We start from the raw sequence: 21093 nt of genomic DNA, 5'->3' as shown, positions 1-21093 counted from the left end.
GAGAGTAGGGTAACGGCCTTAAAATTCGACTAAGGGGAAACTTACAACAGGTTAAGAATGGTCTGGGAATTCAAGGGATTGGATTCAAGTCTTCGTTGAACGCAAGACGCCCCCAAGTTGGGGGCGTTTGGCGGGCGGAGGCTAAGCTGACGATCAGGCGTCGTCGTCTTCGGTGGCCGTCACATCGGGAATGCGGACGTCGGTGACGTCGGTGATGGCGACCTGGCGTGTGCCGATGGTGAGGATCGGCACGTCGCCGGTGAAGTCCACTGCCGTGACCACGCCGATCGAGGCGGTGCTGACCTTGACGTTCTGACCGTTGGCATCCGCGCCCTTGATGTCGATGGTATACATGCCATTGGGCTTGACGTTGCCGTCGCTGCCAACGCCATCCCAGCGGAAGGTGCCGGCACCGGCGGAGAGTGGGCCGGTCTGGGTGTAGACGACCTGCCCATTGGCGTCCTTGATGGTGACGGTGGAGTTGGCGGCATTGGCGTCGGCGCTGTAGGCCCAGAAGACCGGATTGTCGTCGGTGAGTTCGCCGCTTTCGCCGGAAGATGTCACTTCCTTGCCGATATAGGAGACGGCGTCTGACTTGGCGGTGTTCTGGCCGGCCAGCATCAGGGTTTCGAGGAATTCATTGGTCTTGAGCTGCTGCTCGACACCAGTGAATTGTACCAGCTGCTGGGTGAACGCGTTCGTATCCAGCGGATCCAGCGGGTTCTGGTTCTTGAGCTGGGTGGTCAGCACATTGAGGAACGTGTCGAAATTCTCCGCGATGGTTGCGCGCGAGGTCGCCATCTGGCTGGTGGTGCTCGTTCCGGAAACGCTGCTGACGGCCATGACGCCTACTCCTTACGCGATGATGTTGACGCCGCTGGCAGTCAGGCTGCCGCGGTAGAGATTGACGGTGGGCGGGGGCACGTCCTCGGCCTCGGCCGAGCCATTGCCGCCGAACTGGGGCTGGCGGCCGTTGCCGTCCTGGCCCTGCTGGTTGCCGCCGCTGAACGGGCTTTGCTTGAGAGAGAATTCCAGGTTGGTCTTGGCGCTGTCGAGACCAGCCTGCTGGAGGGCTCGTTCCAGCCCGCGCTGGTCGCGCTGCATCAGGTCAAGCGTTTCGGCGCGCTCGACGATCAGCTTGGCACTGACCTGGCCGGCGGCATCGATGTCGAGCCTGACGTCGATCTTGCCCAGTTCGGGCGGATCGAGCCGCATCTGGAACCGGGTGTTGCCATCATTGACCTGGCGCACCAGCTCGAAGGCGAGCTGCGGCAGGTTGAGCTGCTGCTGACTGGTCTGGTAGCCGGCCTGGACGACCGGACGGGCCGCGGCCGCATCGATGCGCGAGGCAACATGGGTGGGCTGGGCAGCGACCTGTGGATCGGTGGTGGCGGTTTCCACCGGAGCGGCCACGGCAGTCGCTGGCGCTGTCTTGGCTTCGACAGGCTTCCTGTCGTCGTCGGGCGTATTGCTGGCGCCGCTGTCGGTATCGGTCGTGGCCCGTCCGTCGACTGATGTCGCAACCTGCGGCGCTACGTCGGCGGTCGCCTCAGCCTTGTCGGCGATTGGCGCAGTCTCCGTGGTCGCCTTGCCTGTGAGCACCGGTTCGGTGAGCTTGAGCTGCGGCGTAGCGATGACCTGCGCGTTGGCGCTGGCATCGACCTTGACCGGGGGATTGAGCAGCCGGGCGATGGCGGCTTCGAGATCGGTATCGATCGAGCCTTCGGCATCGAGGCCGAGCGCCGCGAGCTTCTCCGGTGAGATTTCGTCACTATTGATCGACTGCAGCAGCGCGCCCAGCTTTTCGCCGATCGACTTGATCAGCGTGGAAAGCTCGACATCGACCGATACGTCGGTGTCCGAGGAGCCGGACAGCAGTTCTTCGGCCAGTGGCGCCAGCGCGATGGTCAGTTGAGCTTCAACGCTGGTGTCGTCGGGCAGGACGCCGGTCACCATGGCGGTAAGATCGTCGAGCGAGGGCAGGGCAGAGAGATCGATATCGAATTGGGCGGCGAGGTCATCGAGCGCTGCATCGATGCGCTTGAGCAGCTCGGGGTTGACCGCTTCGCCGGCTTCCAGGCTCTGCTTGAGTTCGGTCAGGCTGTCGACCAGGTCGGCCAGCACAGGCCCGGCATCGACGGTGGTCTGGATGGGTAATGCGACGTCGATCGCAGCAGCGATAGCCTCGGGGTCCTCGGTCTGCTCGCCGTCTTCGCTACCGAAACCGGCGCCGAATGACAGGTTGACCAGATTGCCCAGACTGAGATCGGTGGTGGTTTCGGCCGATGTCGTTGCAGTCGCGTTCTGGTTCGCAGCGCCCAGCAGGGCTGCAAAGACGCCCATGATGCCGCCCTCGGCGGAGGTATCGGCGCCGACGCCGGCCTGGGCGTTGAGCCCCCCCTTGGTCACGTTGACACCGGCAGAGGGCGTAATGGTCAGATGAGATGCCACGATCGCGGCCTCGCAGAGTTGAGACTAATCCGGTCTGAACAATGCAAGGGCGGTGCCAAGTCCCTTCGCCGGGAAGATTGTATTTAATCTCAGTATGTTAGTTGCCCAGCCGCAGCGGCAGCGCCGGCTCGCACCCGTGCCATGCGGCAAAAGCTGCCGGGCAAATGTTGCGGGCTCGTCGCGAAAGGGGTAATGAGCGTCCCTCAAATTCGTCCGCTGGCCCTTGAACCCAACCGGATACTGGAAAGATGCTGAACTCGCTTGATATTGCCAAGCGTCCCGAAGACACGCGCGTTGTCGTTGCGATGTCAGGGGGCGTGGATTCTTCGGTCGTCGCCGGCCTGCTGGCCCGCCAGGGCTATGACGTCGTCGGTGTCACCCTCCAGCTTTACGATCATGGCGAGGCCACCCATCGCAAGGGCGCCTGTTGCGCCGGGCAGGATATCCATGATGCGCGCCGGGTGGCGGCGACGCTCAACATTCCGCACTACGTGCTCGACTATGAAGAACGCTTCAAGCGCTCGGTGATCGCGCCGTTTGCCAATGCCTACCAGCAGGGCGAGACGCCGGTGCCGTGCATTGCCTGCAACCAGTCGGTGAAGTTCGTTGACCTGATGGAAGTGGCGCGCGACCTGGGCGCCGATGTGCTGGCGACCGGCCACTATGTGCAGTCGCGGTTGGGCGACGACGGCCGCCGCCAACTGTTCCGCCCTGTCGATGCCGAACGCGATCAGACCTATTTCCTGTTTGCGACGACGCAGAGCCAACTCGATTTCCTGCGCTTTCCGCTAGGCGGCATGGGCAAGGCCGAAGTGCGCGAACTGGCGCGCGAGATGGGGCTGGAGATTGCCGAAAAGCATGACAGCCAGGACATCTGCTTCGTGCCGCAGGGCAAGTATGCCGACATCATCCGCAAGATGCATCCGGAGGCCGTGGCAACCGGCGAGATCGTGCATCTCGATGGCCGCGTGCTCGGCACGCATGAGGGCATCGTCAATTACACGATCGGCCAGCGCAAGGGCCTGGGCGTGGCGGCTGCCGAACCGCTCTATGTGATCAAGCTCGAGCACAAGACCGGACGGGTCATCGTCGGGCCGCGCGAGGCGCTCAAGACGCATACGGTGCGGCTGAGGGATGTGAACTGGCTCGGCGCGACGCCGCTGGCCGAACTCTCGGCAGGCAATGGCGCGCCTGTCGAGGTCAAGGTGCGTTCGACGCGCGGGCCGCAGCCAGCGGTGATCCAGATGCAGGGAAGCGATGTGTTCGTGACGCTGGTGTCGGGCGAGTACGGCATTTCGCCGGGGCAGGCCTGCGTTTTCTATGCGGATGATACGGCGACGTCGGAAGTCTGGGGCGGTGGGTTTATCGCAGAGGCCGTGCCACAGGTGTTTGCGGCTTAATCGTGCCACGCCCTCGTGGTTCGAGGCTCGCAAGAGCTCGCACCTCACCATGAGGGTTGCTGTAGACTCGGTGCTTCAAACAGTCCTCATGGTGAGGTGCGCTTCTTCAGCGCCTCGAACCACGAGGGTGTGGCGCTATTGAGCGGTCTGCTCCTGCGTGGCAGTCGTCGCTTCCGCATTGGCCTCGCGCAGGGACTGGTACGCGTTGATGCCGCCGAACCAGGTGGAGAGTGCAATCACCACGATCAGGGCGCCCAGTGCCAGGATGAGCACGCGTCCCTTGTTCAATGCAAACGGGCTCTGCTTGGGTTCTTCCATGGTGGCCTCAAATAAATCTTTGCATACGACCCAAGGATCGGGTTTCCGGCGGCGTCTTACCACTACAATGATGCCAGAGGTAAGGCACGAGTGCATGCGCCGGTGATGGGACTGACTGCCGCAGTACCGATCGATGCAGCGAAAGCGGTAACGCTGGCGCTGGTCGTTCGTGCGCGCAATGGCGATGCCGAGGCCTTTGGCGACCTTCTCGCGGATCACTACGACTTGATCTATCGCACGGCCTGGAAATGGTGTGGCAACCGCGTTGATGCCGAAGATATCGCGCAGGATGTCTGCGTGAAGCTCGGCAGTGTCATCGCCCAGTTTGACGGGCGCTCTGCGTTTTCGAGCTGGGTCTATCGGATCACGCTCAATGCGGTGCGCGACATGCAGCGAGCGGGTAAGCGGCGCGGCCAGCATGTCGACGCCTATGCCCAGGTTACGCCGGAGGATGAGCCGCCAAGCCAGGAAGAAGCGGCGACCAGCCGCCAGCTCTGGGCTGCGGTCCGCACCTTGCCGGAAAAGCAGCGCGACGCGGTGCTGCTGGTCTATGCGGAGGAATTGAGCCACGCGGCGGCGGCCGAAATCATGGGCATCAAAGAAGCGACGGTGTCGTTCCATGTCCATGAGGCACGCAAGACCCTGAGGGGGCTGCTATGAGCGACGACAACATGCCCGATCCATTCGACCAGCTCAAAGGCGCCCAAGCGCCGGACCCGCGCGCCGAGGCCCGCAAGCGGGCAATGGCGGCTGGCATGGCGGCGTTCGAAGCCGCCAAAAATATCGAAGCCAAAAAATCTTCGCCCACCACCCAAGGAAACAATTGGGGCCAGCGTCTCACGTCCATCATCACTTCCTTGAAAGGGAAATCGATCATGGACATGCGTCTCCCCATCGGCACTGCCGCCGTTGCCCTGCTGATCCTGCCGCTCGGCTACCAGCTCTATACGTCGACCTCGATGACGCCCGCCGATGTGCCAGTCACGCGGCCGGTGGTGATCGACCAGACGCCGGTGGCGAATGATCCGGTGGCGGTGACGACCGAGGTGGCGCCCGTAGAAGAAGAGCCTTCCGATACACGGATGGCCGCAGCCGATCAGCCGGTGGCCAACACCATCCCCAGCACGGCGCCCAAGACGGTTGCCGTCCCGCAGGTTGGTCGTGACCAGACCGTCGCGGCGCCAGAGCCCATGGTCGCCGGTGAGATCGCTGCGGACCTCGACGATGGGTTGGCGGACATGGAAGTGGCGCGCCAGGAAGCTGCGCCCATGGTGGGCGGCACTGTCGCCGCGCCGATGACGACGATGGCTCCTGCCGGTGCAACGGCCGAGAGCGACATGTATCTGGCGGCGCCGGCCCCGATGCCGACGTCGGTCGTGGCGCTGCCGACCGAACCGAGCGGCGACGAATTCACCAGTTTCGACGAGCAGCGGCTCAAGGTCGTTGTCGACGAGCCGGTCTCGACCTTCTCGATTGATGTCGATACGGCCAGCTATTCCTATGTGCGCCGCATGATCGAGGACGGCTATCTGCCCGAGCCCGATGCCGTGCGCATCGAGGAAATGCTCAATTACTTCCCCTACGACTATGCGCCGGCCGACAGCGCCGCCGTACCGTTCAAGCCGACCATGGCGGTCTATCCGACGCCGTGGAACGCCAAGACGCAGCTGCTGCATATAGGCATCAAGGGCTATGTGCCCGCGGTCACCGAGGACAAGGCGAGCAACCTGGTGTTCCTGATCGACACCTCCGGATCGATGGACGAGCCCGACAAGCTGCCGCTGCTCAAGCGCGCCTTCGCGCTGCTGGTCGACCAGCTGTCGGCTAACGATACGGTGTCCATCGTGGTCTATGCCGGTTCGGCCGGTGTGGTGCTGGAGCCCACGGCAGCGACCGAGAAGGCCAAGATCCTGGGCGCGCTTGACATGCTGTCTGCCGGTGGCAGCACGGCCGGCGCCGAAGGCATCGAGCTGGCCTATCGGCTGGCCGAGCAGGGTCGGGTCACCGGGGGAACAAATCGCGTGATCCTCGCCACCGACGGCGACTTCAATGTCGGCATCGACAACCCCGAAGACCTCGAGACCTTCATCAAGGCCAAACGCGATAGCGGTGTGACCCTGTCGGTGCTGGGCTTCGGTCGCGGCAATCTCGATGACGCGACGATGCAGGCGCTGGCGCAGAACGGCAATGGTAACGCCGCCTACATTTCCAACTTCCGCGAAGCGCAGAAGGTGCTGGTGGAAGAGGGCGGCTCGACGCTCGAAATGATCGCCAAGGACGTGAAAATCCAGGTCGAATTCAACCCGGCGGTGGTGTCGGAGTATCGGCTGATCGGCTACGAGACCCGTGCGCTCAACCGCGAGGATTTCAACAATGACGCGGTCGATGCCGGCGATATCGGTGCCGGGCATACAGTGACGGCGATCTACGAGATCACCCCTGCCGGTTCGGGCGCCGAACTGGTCGATCCGCTGCGCTATGGCGCCGAAGGGGCAGACCCGGCGGCGGTTGCGACGACGGATGCGCCTGGTGAAATCGCCTTCCTCAAGATGCGCTACAAGCTGCCGGACAGCGATGTCAGCCAGCTGATGGAACAGCCGGTAACGCCGAGCATTGTTTATGCCGATATCGGCGCAGTCAGCGATGACATGCGGTTTGCGGCAGCCGTGGCCGCCTTCGGGCAGAAGCTCAAGGGGTCCGACTATGGCAATGCCATGACCTGGGCTGAGGTTGCCGACCTGGCACGGTCCGGCAAGGGTGAGGACGAAAGCGGCTATCGCGCCGAATTTATCCAGCTGATCAAGACGACGAGCCTGCTGAAGCCGGATGCGGTGGTCGTCCCGGAGGGTGATACGAGCGCGCCCGACCAAGGCTGCATCATGGGCATTACCGGGGAATGCGCGCCGCAGCAATAATCAGTGGGCGGTCCCATCCGCCTCAGTGATGCGAACCGACAGGAGGCGGATAGCCAACCGCCTCCTGTCGTCGTTCATGCCGGCGGCGGAGGGCGAATGGGCGGTCGGAAAGTGAAAGCCAACATCGATTGGCCCGCTGGAGCTGGCCAGTGCCGCCGGCAATATGAAGCGATGCTGCGGTGACGAGGCAGCGTCCAACGTAAGCGTCGCCAGGTCGGTCCCTGCCAATGTCAGGCGCACCGTCTGCACCGGGCTCTCGGTTGTTACGAAAGGCAGCATTTCGAGGTCAAGCAGCAGATCACGGGCGCGCGGACCAGGGTTGAGGCGCAGCACGGCCTCCGGGCCCATCGACCAGGTGCCGGTATCTTGCGGTTCCATCCAACCGCAGCGCCGCAAGGGATAGGTCGGGGAAACGGCCGCAGCGCCGACAAAGGACAGTTGCTCGCCCCAGGCGATGGCTCCGTCGATCGGAAGCGGCCAGCAATCGGTTGTCCGATCAATAAAATAGGCGCGGTACTGGTCATTAACGTGCGGGTTCTTCACGAGCGCCAACACGGTTACCGCAAGCAGACCAATAATCGCGGCCAATGCGTAGCGAACCAGGTCGGCGTGATTGTTTGAGGGTGCTGCCATGGCTTACATCAAGAAGAACGAAGAGCGTATCCAGCCTGTGGTGACCAGCCAGTTTAGCCACAGCAGTGGCGGCAGCACCAATACGGCGATGATCCGGTTGGCCGCGAGCAACCGCGCCAGCCCCACGCTGATCGGCGCGAGCCCGGCAATGAACCGGACCATCGAGCCGACGCCGTTGCCAAGCGAAAGCAGGATAACCAGTACGGAAAACAGTGCGGCGCCCCACAGTCGCCGCCATGCGAGGAACAGGCTGATCGCCAGCCCGAAGATGGCGGCGCCACCCCAGACAGCGATGATCATCGCGTCGGGGTGCAGCACATTTGTCGGGGTTATGGCGGACCAAAGCGCGCGCAACGGATCGCCAATATCCCGACCCCAGGCGCGCTGGATATGGGCGAAAGCCAGGGCGTCCCCCATATGGACATGAAGGTAGACCATGTAGCAAAGGGCACCCACGGGTGCGAGCGCCAGCCCGAGCACTGTGCGGGAATTGGTGATGACAGCCTTTGGTAGGCCGAGCAGGCGACCGCCCGCCGCAAAATGCTGGCGGACCACCTCCAGCAGGATGGCGGGACCCATGAGAATGCCGGTCGTGCGGGTCGCGGACAGGAGGCCGGCGGCCAGCCCTGCGTAAAGAACGTCGCCACGCTGCAGGCGAGCTAACGTTACCACAGTGAGCAGGATGAAGAGGCTCTCGGTGTAGAGTGTCGAGAATATGACCGAGAAAGGCCCGTTGGTCAGCAGGAACGCAAACATCCAGTAGCTGCGGTCGTTGGGGAACAAGGGCCGGCCGAGGAGGATTGCGGCAATGATGAAAGTCGTGGAAACCAGCATGCCGGCGAGAGAAATGGGCAAGCCCGTAAGATAGTGCGTGGCGCCGGCTGCGAGCGGATAGAGCGGAAAGAAGGCCCAGTTGGCGGCGCCGGGGCGAAAGGCGCCGCTCGGCTCCAGATCGTAGCCATGCTCGATGATGTGCTTGTACCACGCGCAGTCCCACACGCAGAGGGCATCGGCATAGGCGATGAGGCCGGAATGCCCGGCTGTATTGGCAAACACTGCGTAGCGGAGAGCCAGGCCAGCGAGGGCCAGGAGAACGACGGCACCCGCGCCGATTAGGCGGCGCGATGTCGCTCGGGTCAGAACCGCATAGTCCACGAACCGCGTCGCCTCAGGTCGGTGGCGAGGTCGTGGTCGGTACGGCCGTAGTTGTGGGTAATGCTGTCGTGGTTGGTACGGCAGTCGTGGTTGGTACCGCAGTCGTGGTTGGCACGGCCGTGGTGGTAGGAACGACGGTAGTTGTAGGCGTGACCGTCGATGTGGGTGTTACGGTAGACGTCGGCGTGACCGTGGATGTCGGTGCAACCGTACTGGTCGGGGTCGTCGTGGTCGTTGGTGTTGCCGTCGTGGCCGGGATGTCCCTAGACGGGCTACCTCCGCCAGTGCCTGAAAGCGACTCCAGGCCAGTAGGGATGTTGTTCGGAAGGCACTCGACCGCGTGCGTTTCGGGATCCGAAATCATCAGCTCAAGGCACTCGAAGAAATGGCGAACTTCGCGGCGGACATTTTCAATTGCCGTTGCCGGAACAACAATAACGGCGGCAATCAAAACGGCTGCTGAGGTGATGCTGACGGCTTTCGCCATTGTGCCAAAGCGACGCCTGCGCGCGGCGGGTACTTGCGTACTCATCACACAAACTCCTACACGAAGTTCCCAATGGGACTTCTACCTGCCGCAGTTACAAACAATCACATCCAAGACTTTGTATCAACACTAAATTAACTCATTCGCAGTCATGCGACGAAGTTGGTAAAAATAACGGATCGACTACACAGATATGGCAGGGCGCTCGACTATGAGCGCCCTGCATTGCGTTCAAACCAGCGGCTTCAAGCCCGCTTCGATGCTGGCGCGGCGCCCTTCGAGGAAAGGGGGCAAAGCCAGGCTTTCCCCAAGCGTTTCCATCGGCTCGTCGGCTGCGAAGCCGGGGACGTCGGTGGCGAGTTCGAACAGGATGCCATTGGGCTCGCGGAAGTAGAGCGAGGTGAAATAGAAGCGCTCCACTTCGCCGCTCGAGCGGATGCCGGCCTTGGTCACCCGTTCGATCCACTGACGCAGGGTATCCTGATCGGGCGTGCGGAAGGCGACGTGGTGGACGCCGCCTGCACCCGGACGCGCCGGGGGCAGGTTCGGATCGACCGCCACATGCAGTTCGGCTGCCGGGCCGCCTGGGCCCATTTCGAAGACATGGGTCTCGGGCGTGTGGCTGGTCATGGCATATTGGCGAACCTTGCGCATGTTCATCACCTGCGTCAGCACGGCCTCGGTGCGATCGAGCCGCGGCACCGACAGAGTGATCGGGCCCAGCCCGATGATCTGCCGTTCTGAGGGCACGGGCGATTTGGCCCAGGGCACGACCGTGTTGGCGGCATCGATCACCATGCGAAAGCGCTGACCCTCAAAGTCCTCGAAATCGAGCGAGAGGTGGCCGTTGCGTTCCTTGATGGCCGACGTGCCGACATTGTGGCTCTGCAGATGGGTCTTCCACCAGTTGAGGCTGTCCTCGCTATCGACACGCAGACCGGTGCGACCCACCGTGTGATTGCCACGCGTTTCGCGCGGTGCGTCGAAGTCGAAGAAGGTCAGGTCAGCGCCCGGCGAGGCTACGCCGTCCCCGTAGAACAGGTGATAGGCGGTGGTGTCGTCCTGGTTGACCGTCTTCTTGATCAGCCGCATGCCCAGGGTCTGGGTGTAGAAGGCGAGGTTCTTCTTGGCTTCTGCGGTCACTGCCGTGAGGTGATGGATGCCTCCGAGTTCGAGCGTCATTTTATGTCTCCTGTAGCGGCGCGGGTTGTTACGCACCGTGTTGAGCAAGATGTAGACAACGCCATCACGTTTGAGGAGCAGGCCAATCGCGACGGACTGATGTCGATTATCGAACGGCGAGCGGCGTCAGGAATGTCAGGACCGAGTTCGGTTCGACGATCAGCTCGCGCAACCGGGCATTGAAGACGGCGCCATAGTCGGCAGAGATGTGGGCTTTGAAGGCGGACTTGTCGCGATAGATTTCGTAGACGACGAACTTGGCGCTGTCGTCCAGCCTCCGGAAGCAATCGAAGGCGATGTTGCCGGGCTCCTGTCGCACTTTGGTTGCGAGGCCGGCGAGAAGTTCGGCCACTGCCTCGCCCTGTAGTGGACGGGCGGTAAATTCGGCGATCAAGGATATTGGGCCCTCGCCCGGCAGATCGTTCAGAATGTCCATCGGTAAAACTCCTCCCGCTATATCGATCACAAAACCACGACACCTGTCATTTTGATATGCGCCGACTCCAGGTTTTGCGCTATCCCTTTCATGAACATAAAGGGAACAACAATGGCCGCGCTCACCCTACGCCGCAAGCTCGCCATTCTGTCGGATGCGGCTAAATATGATGCATCCTGCGCGTCCAGTGGCTCGGAGAAACGTAATAGCGCCGGTACCGGCGGCATCGGCTCGACCGAGGGCAGCGGCATTTGCCACTCCTATGCGCCGGATGGACGGTGCATCAGCCTGCTCAAAATCCTGCTGACCAATTTCTGCGTCTATGACTGCATCTATTGCGTCAACCGGTCGTCGTCCAACGTGGTGCGGGCACGGTTCAGCGTGGAGGAAGTGGTCAAGCTCACCCTCGATTTCTACAAGCGCAATTATATCGAGGGCCTGTTTCTGTCGTCGGGCATCATCCGCTCGCCAGACTATACGATGGAGGAACTGGTTCGCGTGGCGCGCAGCCTGCGCGAAGATCACCTCTTTGCCGGCTATATCCACCTCAAAGTGATCCCCAACGCTGCGCCCGAATTGCTGGCGGAAGCAGGGCGCTGGGCCGACCGGCTCTCGACCAATATCGAAATGCCGACCGATATTGGCCTCGAAACGCTGGCGCCGGAAAAGAAGCCGAGCGAAATCCGTACCGCCATGGCGCGGGTGCGCGGCAAGCTCGACGAAGCGGGGCCCGACAAGAAGGCCAAGGCCAAGCCGGCCAAGTTTGCACCGGCGGGGCAATCGACGCAGATGATCATCGGGGCCGATGCGGCCGACGATGGCGCTGTTCTCCACCGGGCGGCAGGGCTCTACTCGGGCTACAAACTGCGGCGGGTGTATTATTCGGCCTTCTCGCCCATTCCCGACAGCAGTTCCCGCCTGCCGCTCAAGCCGCCGCCGCTGATGCGGGAGCATCGGCTCTATCAAGCCGACTGGCTCATCCGTTTCTATGGCTTCGACGTGCCCGAAGTCATGTCGGGCGGGGAAGGCGGGCTGCTCGATCTCGGCATCGACCCAAAACTGGCCTGGGCGCTGAAGAACCGGGCGCGGTTTCCGGTGAACGTCAATCGGGCCGATCGGGAGATGCTGCTGCGCGTGCCGGGGCTGGGGACGCGAAGCATCGATCGCATTATCGCGACGCGCCGGCACCACAGCCTGGGGCTGGACGATGTGGCCCGGATTGCCGGCTCGATCGACAAGGTTCGCCCCTTCATCGAAGCCGTGGACTGGACGCCGGGCGGGTTGACAGATGACCAGCGGTTGCGGGCCAGGCTGACGCCCCAGCCCGAGCAACTGAGCCTGTTCTAGTGCATACGGTCCGCCTGCAGGCGCTCAACGACTTCGCCGAGTGGCGGAACATAGCACGACAGTTGTTGGCGGCGGGTGTGCCGCCCGACCAGGTGGACTGGCTGGAGCCCGGAGCCGCAGGCGGCTTGTTTGGCGATGTGGCCCTGGTGCAGGGAGATCGTCCGGTCGGTGCCGTGCCGCCCGCCTTCATCGAACTGGCGCAGCAGGCGATCAATCATTCCGAGCCTGAGCGGTTCGGACTGCTCTACCGCTTCCTCTGGCGATTACTGGGTGATCGCGGGCTGATCGAAACGGCTTCCGATTCTGATCTGGTGCGACTGACCCGCATGGCCAGCGCCGTCCGCCGCGACAGCCACAAGATGAAGGCCTTCGTGCGCTTCAAGGCGATCGTGGATGACAGTGGCCTCGAGCGCTACGCCGCCTGGTTCGAGCCCGAACACTATACGCTGGAGGCGACGGCGCCATTCTTCGCGCGGCGCTTCGATGGCATGATCTGGGCCATCGTCACGCCCTATCGCAGCGCCTATTGGGATGGCGAGAGTCTCGCCTTCGGGCCAGGCGGATACAAATCCGACGTGCCGCAGGACGATGCGGTTGAGGCCGACTGGAAGACCTATTTCGGTTCGATCTTCAATCCGGCCCGGCTCAAGGTCGCGATGATGAAGTCGGAAATGCCGATGAAATACTGGCGCAACCTGCCCGAGGCCGAACTCATTGCTCCCCTGATCCGCGGGGCACGAGAGATGGAGGCCGAAATGATCGAACGGGTGGCCACACAACCACCTTCCCGCCATCTGCGGCAGCAGGTCCGTGATGCTGAAGCGGTTGAACAGACTAGCGAAATTTCCAGTTTGCGCGACGCCCGTGCTGCCGTGCTGGGTTGCCAGCGTTGCCCGCTCTACGAGCACGCCACGCAGGCCGTATTCGGCGAAGGGCCGGAGCAGGCTGACGTCATGTTCGTCGGCGAGCAGCCGGGCGATCAGGAGGATCTGGCTGGTAAGCCGTTTGTAGGACCGGCCGGCAAAGTGCTGGATGCGGCTGTACAGAAAGTGGGCATCGATCGCTCCCGTGTCTATGTCACCAACGCCGTCAAACACTTCAAGTTCGAGCCGCGCGGCAAGCGCCGCATTCACCAGCGCCCCGATGGTGGCGAGGTGCAAGCCTGCAAATTCTGGCTCGATCTGGAGATTGGTTTCGTCAAACCCAGGGTGATCGTCGCGCTGGGCGCTACGGCAGCGCAAAGCCTGCTTGGCAAGACCGACACTATCAGCAAGCTGCGCGGCAGGCCAATGACCTTGGACGACGGCACTTTGCTGTTCGTGACCAACCACCCCTCCTACCTGCTGCGCATTCCCGATGCCGAGGGTAAGGCGCGCGAGCAGGCCAAATTCGAGGCTGACCTGGCGCTGGTGCGCGACGCCATTGCGGGCTTGCGCTCAAAGCATTGATCGGGCCGGGGTAGCGGCTTGACAGGCGAACGTGCTAAAACTAGTAAGTGCGTCGCCGGGGAAACCCGCGCGCTCCTTGAAGCGGAGTAGCTCAGTTGGTTAGAGCAGCGGAATCATAATCCGTGTGTCCCCAGTTCAAATCTGGGCTTCGCTACCAATAAAAACCCCCGGGAAACCGGGGGTTTTTTGTTTCTGGGGCTGGTGGGAACCTTGCGGGCTGTTTCTGCGCCGATCGTTTGGCTGCCGCGCTTTCAGAAATGCTCCCCTTGTTGGCTTTGTGACAGGCTTAAGTGAAACGGAGTGATACCGGATTCGTCTCGATCAGGTTCACCCCGGCCTCGCGACAGATGGTCTTGATCGAGGGCAGGGGGCAGAGGTTGGTGATGAAGGTGTTGACCTGCGAGAGATGGGCAATCCGGACCGGTGCGGTGCGTTCGAATTTCGTTGAGTCCGAGACCAGAATGACGTTGCGGGCATTGGCAATGATCGCTTGCGCGACTTTCACTTCGCGGTAATCGAAATCGAGCAGGGCGCCATCGGCGTCAATAGCGGACGCGCCGATCACGGCATAGTCCACCTTGAACTGCTTGATGAAATCGACGGCAGCTTCTCCGACGATGCCGCCATCCGAGGCGCGGACGATGCCGCCCGATATGACCACCTCGAACTGCGGGTAGACCCGCATCTTGTTGGCAACATTGATGTTATTGGTGATCACCATCATACCTGCGTGATCGAGCAGGGCCTGGCCGACGGCCTCGGTGGTTGTGCCGATATTGATGAACAGCGACGAGTTGTTGGGGATCAGTCGGGCAGCAGCCCGGCCGATCGCATCTTTTTCACGCGCCGCAATCTGCCGGCGCGCCTCGTATTCCATATTCTCGATGCTGGATGGGAACACGGCTCCGCCATGGCTGCGCTTGAGCAAGCCCCGGTTGCAGATGTCATTGAGATCCTTGCGGATTGTCTGCGGAGAAACGCCGAACTCAAGCACAAGGTCGTTCACCGAGACACGGCCACGGAGCTTGGCAATCTCGACGATCTGCGCATGCCGTTCGTGGGTTTCCATCGATACAACCCTGGTTTCGCTCTTTGCAATGCTAGATCAAAACGAAAGTTATCGAAAGGGAAGGTCAGGCTTTGCCCTGTCATGGCGACCGAAACCTTTGGGTTTGCAACAGCACGGGGCCGGCCGGTCACCGACTGGTAACTCCTGCCTCCTATGGTTTCCTGAACCTCAACGGGATCGAACCATGTTTCAGCTCGCGCTCCGCGCTGCCGGCCTGCTTCTGATTGCAACGACCCTTGCCGCTTGCAGCCAGTTCGTCGGCGACAACCGCCACAATGTGCCGCTGCCCAAGGCCTTGGTCGATCGCATGGCGGAGATCGGCTCGTCACCATCGGAGCCGATGATGATCCGCGTCTACAAGCAGTCGTCCGAGCTGGAGGTGTGGAAGCGCACCGGCAGCGGCGACTACGTGCTGCTCAAGACGTACCCGATCTGCAAATGGTCGGGTGAACTCGGGCCCAAGGTGCGCGAGGGCGATTACCAGTCGCCGGAAGGCTTCTACGACGTGACGCCGGGCATGCTGAACCCCAAGTCATCATATTACCTCGCCTTCAATGTCGGCTTTCCCAACAAATTCGACCAGGCCCTGGCCCGTACTGGCAGCTATCTGATGGTGCATGGCGACTGCAAGTCGGTGGGGTGCTTTGCCATGACCGATGCCGGCATCAAGGAAATCTACGCGCTGGCCCGCGAAACCTTCAAGGGCGGCAATGCCTCGTTCCAGCTGCAGTTGCTACCGTTCCGGATGACCGAGGCGAACTTGACCATGAACGCCTCGAGCCCGCATGCCGCCTTCTGGCGCGACCTCAAGGCCGGCACCGATATCTTCGATGCCACCAAGCGCCCGCCGAGTTGGGATGTGTGCGAACGCCGCTACGTCTTCAACCGCAACGATCCGCGCACGGCGCCGCTGGATCCGTTCGGGCCATGCCCCGTGGGCAATTTCTCTACCATGGCCGGGTTGTAGCTGGCTTGAGGGCGGTCGTCGTTTGATCATAGCCGACCGGTCTGTGCAGCTGTTTCGTGCGGAACAGCCACAGCCAATGAGGCGCTCTACAACAGGATCATCGAAAACCGAGCAACTCAGGAGCTCCAAATGATCCGCACCGCACTCACCACCATCTTCGTTCTCGCTTTTGCCTCGGCAGCCCATGCCAACCAGCCAAATGTCACCCACCTGACACCGCAGCCCGCCGTCTTGATCGCCGATTGCGCCGATGCCGATGAGCATGGCGTGGTGTGCAAGGATTGGGTGGTAACTCGGGGACATGCCTACCTGCTGCCCCGCTATATTGCTCCCACTGCCACCGACGCCGTTGTGACCGCGTGAAGCGGCCAGACCGCACTGCGGAGTTTGATGCTATCGTCGTACTGCCGACAGCAAGTGCGGTCCTTTAGACGACCAGAATTGGACAGCATCGGACAGGTGTCCGATGCCCGATACGATCGCAAACTGCATTGATGGAGACGATACAAAGGGAGGTCTGAATGACTACTGCGCGGTATGGACGTCGCCGGACCATTGGTCGACGCCGTCTGCTGGCCCTGATGGGTCTGGGTGGTGCCGGGGTCATCGTATTTCCGGCTTTGGGCAATGGCCCGATCGGCAAAGTCGTTTCGATCGACGGATTGGTGGAGCTCGAGCGCGATACCGCCAGTCTCAACCTCTCGCCTGACGATCCGTTGATGATCGCCGACCGTGTGATGACGCGCGAGGATGGCTTCGCGCTGTTGCTGCTCGACGACCGCACGAAGATCAACCTGGGTGCCAGCAGCGAATTGACTATCGATCAGTTCATCGTGGATCAGGGCGGCACCATCTCGATGGGCGGCGCCATGCTGTTCGATCGCCCAGCCGACCTGCCGCCAACCGATATCACCATCCTGACTGCGTTCGGCCAGATCGGCGTGCGCGGCACCACCTTCTTCGCCGGCCCGACCAAGGGCAAGTTCTCTGTCTTTGTCGATCACGGCTCGGTCTCTGTCACTGGAGGCGGCGAGGAGCGGATCCTGGTGGCGGGGGAAGGCGTGGAGTTTGAAGGAGAGGGCGCGCCGCCCGGACCTGTCGTCAAGTGGGGCCAGGCCCGTGTCGAAGAGGCCTATGCCAGCGTCAGGGTCGGACGCTAGCGGTTGGGCTGTAAACGGCCACCTGGCCGAAACCGCGGACCTCGATCATGCCGAGCGGGCTCAGGCTGGTCGTGGCCAGCGCGGCTGCGCTGGGGCCAACACATATGCTGGTGCCCAGCGCCTTGTTGGCCTGCTCCAGCCGTGCCGCCATGTTAATGGCGACGCCATGCGCCGTGTAGTCGATCTTGTCGGCCGGGCCCACGTCGCCCAGAATGACCATGCCGGTTTCAACGCCGATGCGGGTGCGACCGAAGCCCAACGCCTGCATTTCCGGTTGCAGCCGAAAGCTCTCGCCAAAGGCCTGCATTTCCACCGCACAGGCAATGGCCTTGTCGACATGGCCCTCCAGGTCGGCCGGCGCGTTGAACAGCGCGTGGACGGCGTCGCCCACCAGTTTGTCGATCATGCCGCCATGTGCCAGCACGATCCGCGTCATGCCGGTAAAGTAGGCGTCGAGGATGCCGACGAAGCGTCGCGGCTCGACCCCCTGCAGGGATTGGGTGAATCCCTCGATATCAGTGAAGAGCGCCGTCACCTGACGTTCTTCGCCCTCCAGCCGCAGCAGGTTTGGCTCCCGCACGAAACGGGCGACAACGCCGGGCGGCAGCAATTGCCCGATGCGGCGACGCAGCGCCGTCTCGGCACGGCGTGTGCGGGCGGCCTGGGTCAGGACTGCCGCAAGACCGGCCAGTGCGATGATGATGGGTGGCGCAATCGGATCGAGGAGGCTGCCGCCCTGCAGGGCGAGGACGACCGTTCCTGATATCCATATGATGGCCAGACCGACGATCAACAGTCCGGCAAAGAGCGGCGCCAGTGCTACGCCCAACCATCCAGCGGCAATGCCCCCGATGAGCGAGGCCGATGCCTCGGTGGCGTTGGCGGTCACGGGGCGATGCGGCAATCGGCCTGAGAGCAGACCAGCGGCTAGGTCGGCATGGATCTGCACGGATGGATGCACCGGGCTGCTGGAGGTGGCGCGCAAAGCGCCTGCGCCAGGAACGCTGCTGCCCACAAAGACGATCTTGTCGGTCAGGCGCTGCGCCACGGCATTGTCGGCCAGCAGGGCCGCTGCGTCGATGGTGCGGCTGTGCCATTGGGCGGGCAATCCGGGGTGGAAGCGCAGCGTCGCCGACGGTCCGATCTCGACCGGCGCACCGAAGATGCGCAGCCAGGCCGGGTCACCGCCGATCAGCGTCGACGCGGAGCCCTTTGCGAGCCGTATGGCATCGGGTGCCAGGCCGAGATAGGCGGTGCCGCCGACGACGGCGAGCGCCGGGGCCTCGCGGATCATGGCGTCCATGCCGCCGGCAAGCGAGGCGGCGCCAGCCCCGGTAGCGGCTGCTTCGAAGGCGGGGCAAGCACGCTCGGCGCCGGATGACTGCCAGATCGAAGGCAGTGCAAGACCCTCGCTAGCCGCGATGTTAGGTGCGGGGCGGGGCTGGCCGCCGCTCGGCCCCAAGAGAAATCCAAGCGTCGTCGGGACTTTGGCGATCGCCGCTGCCAGGGCTTCATTGGCCGGGTTTGCCGCACAATTGGCGCTGAGCACGATATCGAGCGCCACTGCCTTTGGTGCGGCATCGGCAATGGCGGTCAGCAGGCGAGCCGTGTCGACGCGGCTCCAGGCTTCACCGCTATCGGAGATCGTTCCGATATCGACGACGAAGATGTCCTCCGAACCTGGCACCGGCATCAGGCTGACGAGGCGATCGAGGCCTGTCTCGCGCCACTCGGCAAGGCTAGCGGGCAGCGTCAGCACGAGAGCCGCGCCTAGCGCCGCGACCATGGTCGCTGCCAGCATGGGCAGGCCTCGCCGCCAGTCGAGCATCACGTCGCCCCAGGTTCGGCGATGAGCGCGAGCTGTTCAGGATCGCAGGTGAGCACATGTCCGGAGCGGGTAATGGCGCCCAAATCCTCCAATGCCACGATGGCCCGGTTGACCTTGGGCCGACTGGCGCCCAGGACGCCCGCCAGCTCGGTCTGGCTCAGGTCCAGCCGCAATTGCGGCATAGAGGGGGCGTCGTCGCCGAAATACTGGCGGATGCTCAGCAGCAGGAACCGCGCCAGCCTGGCTTCGATTTCGAACAGTGCGATGGATTCCAGTTGATCGGTCGTGTCGCGCAAGCGCTGCGACAGGTAGCGGATCAGCGACGTCGCGGTCTGCGGAAACCGCGCCTGCAAGCGCTCGAAGTCGCCGCGCATGAGGATCAAGCCCGTGGTGTCTGTCGCGGCGGTTGCGTCTGCCGAGCGTGGTGCGCCATCCAGCAAAGACAACTCGCCCATGATATCGCCGGCCTCGGCGTAGCGCAGGGTGAGCTCTCGACCTGCGGCGGTGAGCAGAGACAGTTTGATGCGCCCTTCGGTGACAACAACAAGATAGTCGCCATCGTCGCCGCGCTGAAAAATGCTCTCGCTGGCGGTCCAGTGGCGCGCCATCGCGATCGTGTCGAGCGTGGCAATGGCGTCAGCTTCGAAACCCTCGAAGATCGCGAACGATCGCCAGAACGCCACGCCCGTCCTTGCTGGCGCCATGTCAAACCTGCCTTTGCCCCCGCGAGGCGCAAAACTGTCCGATTACGCAGTGCTCTGCAAGCCTGTTCCCCAGGGAACTGCGGGCAATCCGAGCGCGGTCCATTGTCGGGTCATCGGATCGCAGAGGGCGACCCGCAACCGAAGAAGGGACTGCACCATGTTCAAACGAGTTCTGTTCGCCGCCGCCGTCATCGTCGCAACCACCACCGCCAGCATGGCGGCCGGCACCGGCTGGACCACGGGCGGCGTCAATTTCCGCGACGGCGCCGGCACCTACTACGCCAAGATCGGCAGCATTCCGCGCTGCGCCAGCATCGAGCTCGACTACGTCAGCAACGGCTGGTACCGCGTCAACTGGAATGGCCGTTGGGGCTGGATCGCCCAGCGCTATGTGACCACCGACTCCGGTTACTGCGCCAGCTACAGCGCTCCTGCTGGCAACTATCACAAGCCTGCCGGCAACGGCTACTGAGCCAGACTTTTCAGCCGCCCTGCCGAACCGGCAGGGCGGTGCCTCGCTATACTCACCACAAAAATATGGCGCGCAGGAACGTGTCGGTGCATGGTCGCCGCCGATGCAAACGAGGTCCTGCAATGCCGTTTCCCGATCTGATTCAACCTGAACTCGGCGCTTATGTCAGCAGCGTTCAGACACCCGGGGACTTCTCTGATTTCTGGGCGGCGACGATCGCGGAGGCGCGGGCGATCGGGGGCGAAGTCAGCATTGTACGGGCAGAGACGACACTGAAGGCTGTGGAAGCGTTCGACGTGACGTTTCCGGGCTTTGGCGGGCATCCGATCAAGGGCTGGCTGGTGTTGCCTACGCTGCGCAGTGGGCGCTTGCCGCTGGTGGTGCAGTATCTGGGCTATGGCGGTGGTCGCAGCTTTCCGCATGAGCAACTGCATTGGGCGGCCTCGGGCTACGCCTATTTCCGCATGGATACACGCGGGCAGGGCAGTGGCTGGAGCATGGGGGCAACGGCTGACCCGGTCGGCAGCACGGCATCGCTGCCGGGTGTGATGACCAAGGGTATCCTCGACAGACACGATTATTACTATCGGCGGCTGTTCACCGATGGGGTGCGGGCGATCGATGCGCTGGTGGCGCAGGATTTTGTCGATGCCGACAGGATCGCGGTGTGCGGCGGCAGTCAGGGCGGCGGGATTGCGCTGGCGGTGGCGGGTATCGATCAGCGCGTCAAGGCGGCGATGCCGGATGTGCCGTTTCTCTGCGACTATCCTCGCGCGGTGCAGAAGGCGCAGCGCGATCCCTATGGCGAGATCGTGCGTTTCCTGGCGCAGCATCGCGACAAGAAGGCCAAGGTGTTCGAAACGCTGAACTATTTCGACGGGGTGAACTTCGCCCGGCAGTCGAAAGCAGCGGCGCTTTTCTCGGTGGCTGTGATGGACGATATCTGCCCGCCTTCGACCGTCTATGGCGCCTACAACGCCTATGCCGGTGAAAAGAGCATCGTTGAATACGAGTTCAACAACCACGAGGGCGGTGGGCCGTTCCAGGATCTGGAGCAGATGGCGTGGCTCGACAGGCGCTTTCAGCCGTAGGATAAACTACGACGGGGCTTGCTTTGCTCA

Annotated in this window: 21 protein-coding genes and 1 tRNA gene; 12 read left to right on the top strand and 10 right to left on the bottom strand. The window is 62.7% G+C overall.

Annotated elements, in window-relative coordinates; all coding sequences use genetic code 11:
• Window positions 1-153 precede the first annotated feature (153 nt).
• Complete coding sequence (locus IM737_RS08235) at window positions 154-843, bottom strand: flagellar hook assembly protein FlgD (protein ID WP_236899439.1); 690 nt, start codon at window positions 841-843, stop codon at window positions 154-156.
• Between the two features lie 12 nt (window positions 844-855).
• Window positions 856-2451, bottom strand: coding sequence for a flagellar hook-length control protein FliK (locus IM737_RS08230; protein WP_236899438.1), 1596 nt, complete (start codon window positions 2449-2451; stop codon window positions 856-858).
• A gap of 248 nt (window positions 2452-2699) precedes the next feature.
• Here IM737_RS08230 and mnmA point away from each other — a divergent pair, with 248 nt between their 5' ends.
• Entirely contained in the window at window positions 2700-3851 is a 1152-nt protein-coding gene (gene mnmA / locus IM737_RS08225) for a tRNA 2-thiouridine(34) synthase MnmA (RefSeq protein ID WP_236899437.1), read from the top strand.
• Between the two features lie 135 nt (window positions 3852-3986).
• Here mnmA and IM737_RS08220 read toward each other — a convergent pair whose 3' ends face one another.
• Window positions 3987-4169 carry a hypothetical protein gene (locus IM737_RS08220; RefSeq protein WP_236899436.1) on the bottom strand — a complete coding sequence of 61 codons (183 nt, stop codon included), beginning with the start codon at window positions 4167-4169 and terminating at the stop codon, window positions 3987-3989.
• A 105-nt stretch (window positions 4170-4274) separates the two neighbouring features.
• Here IM737_RS08220 and IM737_RS08215 point away from each other — a divergent pair, with 105 nt between their 5' ends.
• Together IM737_RS08215 and IM737_RS08210 are read left to right on the top strand one after the other, a co-directional pair.
• Window positions 4275-4829, top strand: coding sequence for an RNA polymerase sigma factor (locus tag IM737_RS08215; protein WP_236899435.1), 555 nt, complete (start codon window positions 4275-4277; stop codon window positions 4827-4829).
• The gene (locus tag IM737_RS08210; RefSeq protein WP_236899434.1) at window positions 4826-7084 is read left to right on the top strand and encodes a vWA domain-containing protein; all 2259 of its coding nucleotides are present in this window, start codon (window positions 4826-4828) and stop codon (window positions 7082-7084) included. Before IM737_RS08215 ends, IM737_RS08210 begins: the two co-directional genes overlap by 4 nt.
• Here IM737_RS08210 and IM737_RS08205 read toward each other — a convergent pair whose 3' ends face one another.
• Both IM737_RS08205 and IM737_RS08200 read right to left on the bottom strand, forming a co-directional pair.
• Complete coding sequence (locus tag IM737_RS08205) at window positions 7085-7672, bottom strand: hypothetical protein (RefSeq protein ID WP_236899433.1); 588 nt, start codon at window positions 7670-7672, stop codon at window positions 7085-7087.
• Window positions 7673-7720: 48 nt separating this feature from the next.
• The gene (locus IM737_RS08200) at window positions 7721-8872 is read right to left on the bottom strand and encodes a mannosyltransferase family protein (RefSeq protein WP_236899432.1); all 1152 of its coding nucleotides are present in this window, start codon (window positions 8870-8872) and stop codon (window positions 7721-7723) included.
• A 32-nt stretch (window positions 8873-8904) separates the two neighbouring features.
• Here IM737_RS08200 and IM737_RS08195 point away from each other — a divergent pair, with 32 nt between their 5' ends.
• Window positions 8905-9492 carry a hypothetical protein gene (locus IM737_RS08195; RefSeq protein ID WP_236899431.1) on the top strand — a complete coding sequence of 196 codons (588 nt, stop codon included), beginning with the start codon at window positions 8905-8907 and terminating at the stop codon, window positions 9490-9492.
• A 98-nt stretch (window positions 9493-9590) separates the two neighbouring features.
• On the opposite strand, the gene IM737_RS08190 is transcribed toward IM737_RS08195, so the two are convergent.
• Together IM737_RS08190 and IM737_RS08185 are read right to left on the bottom strand one after the other, a co-directional pair.
• On the bottom strand, window positions 9591-10541 hold the full coding sequence (locus IM737_RS08190) for a ring-cleaving dioxygenase (RefSeq protein ID WP_236899430.1): 951 nt from the start codon (window positions 10539-10541) through the stop codon (window positions 9591-9593).
• Window positions 10542-10647: 106 nt separating this feature from the next.
• Window positions 10648-10977, bottom strand: coding sequence for a putative quinol monooxygenase (locus IM737_RS08185; RefSeq protein WP_236899429.1), 330 nt, complete (start codon window positions 10975-10977; stop codon window positions 10648-10650).
• A gap of 111 nt (window positions 10978-11088) precedes the next feature.
• Between IM737_RS08185 and IM737_RS08180 the strand changes: the two genes are divergently transcribed.
• The 3 genes from IM737_RS08180 to IM737_RS08170 all read left to right on the top strand — a co-directional run bounded on the left by IM737_RS08180 (window position 11089) and on the right by IM737_RS08170 (window position 13929).
• On the top strand, window positions 11089-12324 hold the full coding sequence (locus tag IM737_RS08180) for a putative DNA modification/repair radical SAM protein (RefSeq protein WP_236899428.1): 1236 nt from the start codon (window positions 11089-11091) through the stop codon (window positions 12322-12324).
• Complete coding sequence (locus tag IM737_RS08175; protein ID WP_236899427.1) at window positions 12324-13772, top strand: UdgX family uracil-DNA binding protein; 1449 nt, start codon at window positions 12324-12326, stop codon at window positions 13770-13772. The genes IM737_RS08180 and IM737_RS08175 overlap by 1 nt, the downstream gene beginning before the upstream one ends.
• An 80-nt stretch (window positions 13773-13852) precedes the next feature.
• Window positions 13853-13929 (top strand) — tRNA-Met (locus IM737_RS08170).
• Between the two features lie 129 nt (window positions 13930-14058).
• Here the strand turns inward: IM737_RS08170 and IM737_RS08165 are convergent.
• Complete coding sequence (locus tag IM737_RS08165) at window positions 14059-14841, bottom strand: DeoR/GlpR family DNA-binding transcription regulator (protein ID WP_236899426.1); 783 nt, start codon at window positions 14839-14841, stop codon at window positions 14059-14061.
• 184 nt (window positions 14842-15025) lie between these two features.
• Between IM737_RS08165 and IM737_RS08160 the strand changes: the two genes are divergently transcribed.
• The 3 genes from IM737_RS08160 to IM737_RS08150 all read left to right on the top strand — a co-directional run bounded on the left by IM737_RS08160 (window position 15026) and on the right by IM737_RS08150 (window position 16968).
• Window positions 15026-15808, top strand: coding sequence for a L,D-transpeptidase family protein (locus IM737_RS08160; RefSeq protein WP_236899425.1), 783 nt, complete (start codon window positions 15026-15028; stop codon window positions 15806-15808).
• Window positions 15809-15937: 129 nt separating this feature from the next.
• Complete coding sequence (locus IM737_RS08155; RefSeq protein ID WP_236899424.1) at window positions 15938-16171, top strand: hypothetical protein; 234 nt, start codon at window positions 15938-15940, stop codon at window positions 16169-16171.
• Between the two features lie 158 nt (window positions 16172-16329).
• Complete coding sequence (locus tag IM737_RS08150; RefSeq protein WP_236899423.1) at window positions 16330-16968, top strand: FecR family protein; 639 nt, start codon at window positions 16330-16332, stop codon at window positions 16966-16968.
• Here the strand turns inward: IM737_RS08150 and IM737_RS08145 are convergent.
• Complete coding sequence (locus IM737_RS08145) at window positions 16952-18769, bottom strand: CHASE2 domain-containing protein (protein ID WP_236899422.1); 1818 nt, start codon at window positions 18767-18769, stop codon at window positions 16952-16954. The genes IM737_RS08150 and IM737_RS08145 overlap by 17 nt on opposite strands.
• Before the next feature lie 26 nt (window positions 18770-18795).
• On the bottom strand, window positions 18796-19500 hold the full coding sequence (locus IM737_RS08140) for a Crp/Fnr family transcriptional regulator (RefSeq protein WP_236899421.1): 705 nt from the start codon (window positions 19498-19500) through the stop codon (window positions 18796-18798).
• A gap of 157 nt (window positions 19501-19657) precedes the next feature.
• Between IM737_RS08140 and IM737_RS08135 the strand changes: the two genes are divergently transcribed.
• Window positions 19658-19972 (top strand): SH3 domain-containing protein, encoded by a 315-nt coding sequence (locus IM737_RS08135; RefSeq protein WP_236899420.1) that lies wholly within the window; start codon window positions 19658-19660, stop codon window positions 19970-19972.
• 122 nt (window positions 19973-20094) lie between these two features.
• On the top strand, window positions 20095-21063 hold the full coding sequence (locus IM737_RS08130; protein ID WP_236899419.1) for an acetylxylan esterase: 969 nt from the start codon (window positions 20095-20097) through the stop codon (window positions 21061-21063).
• Window positions 21064-21093 lie beyond the last annotated feature (30 nt).

Source organism: Devosia sp. SL43, assembly GCF_021729885.1.
In the GTDB taxonomy this organism is placed as follows: domain Bacteria; phylum Pseudomonadota; class Alphaproteobacteria; order Rhizobiales; family Devosiaceae; genus Devosia.
This window is presented reverse-complemented; position numbering and strand designations above follow the sequence as displayed.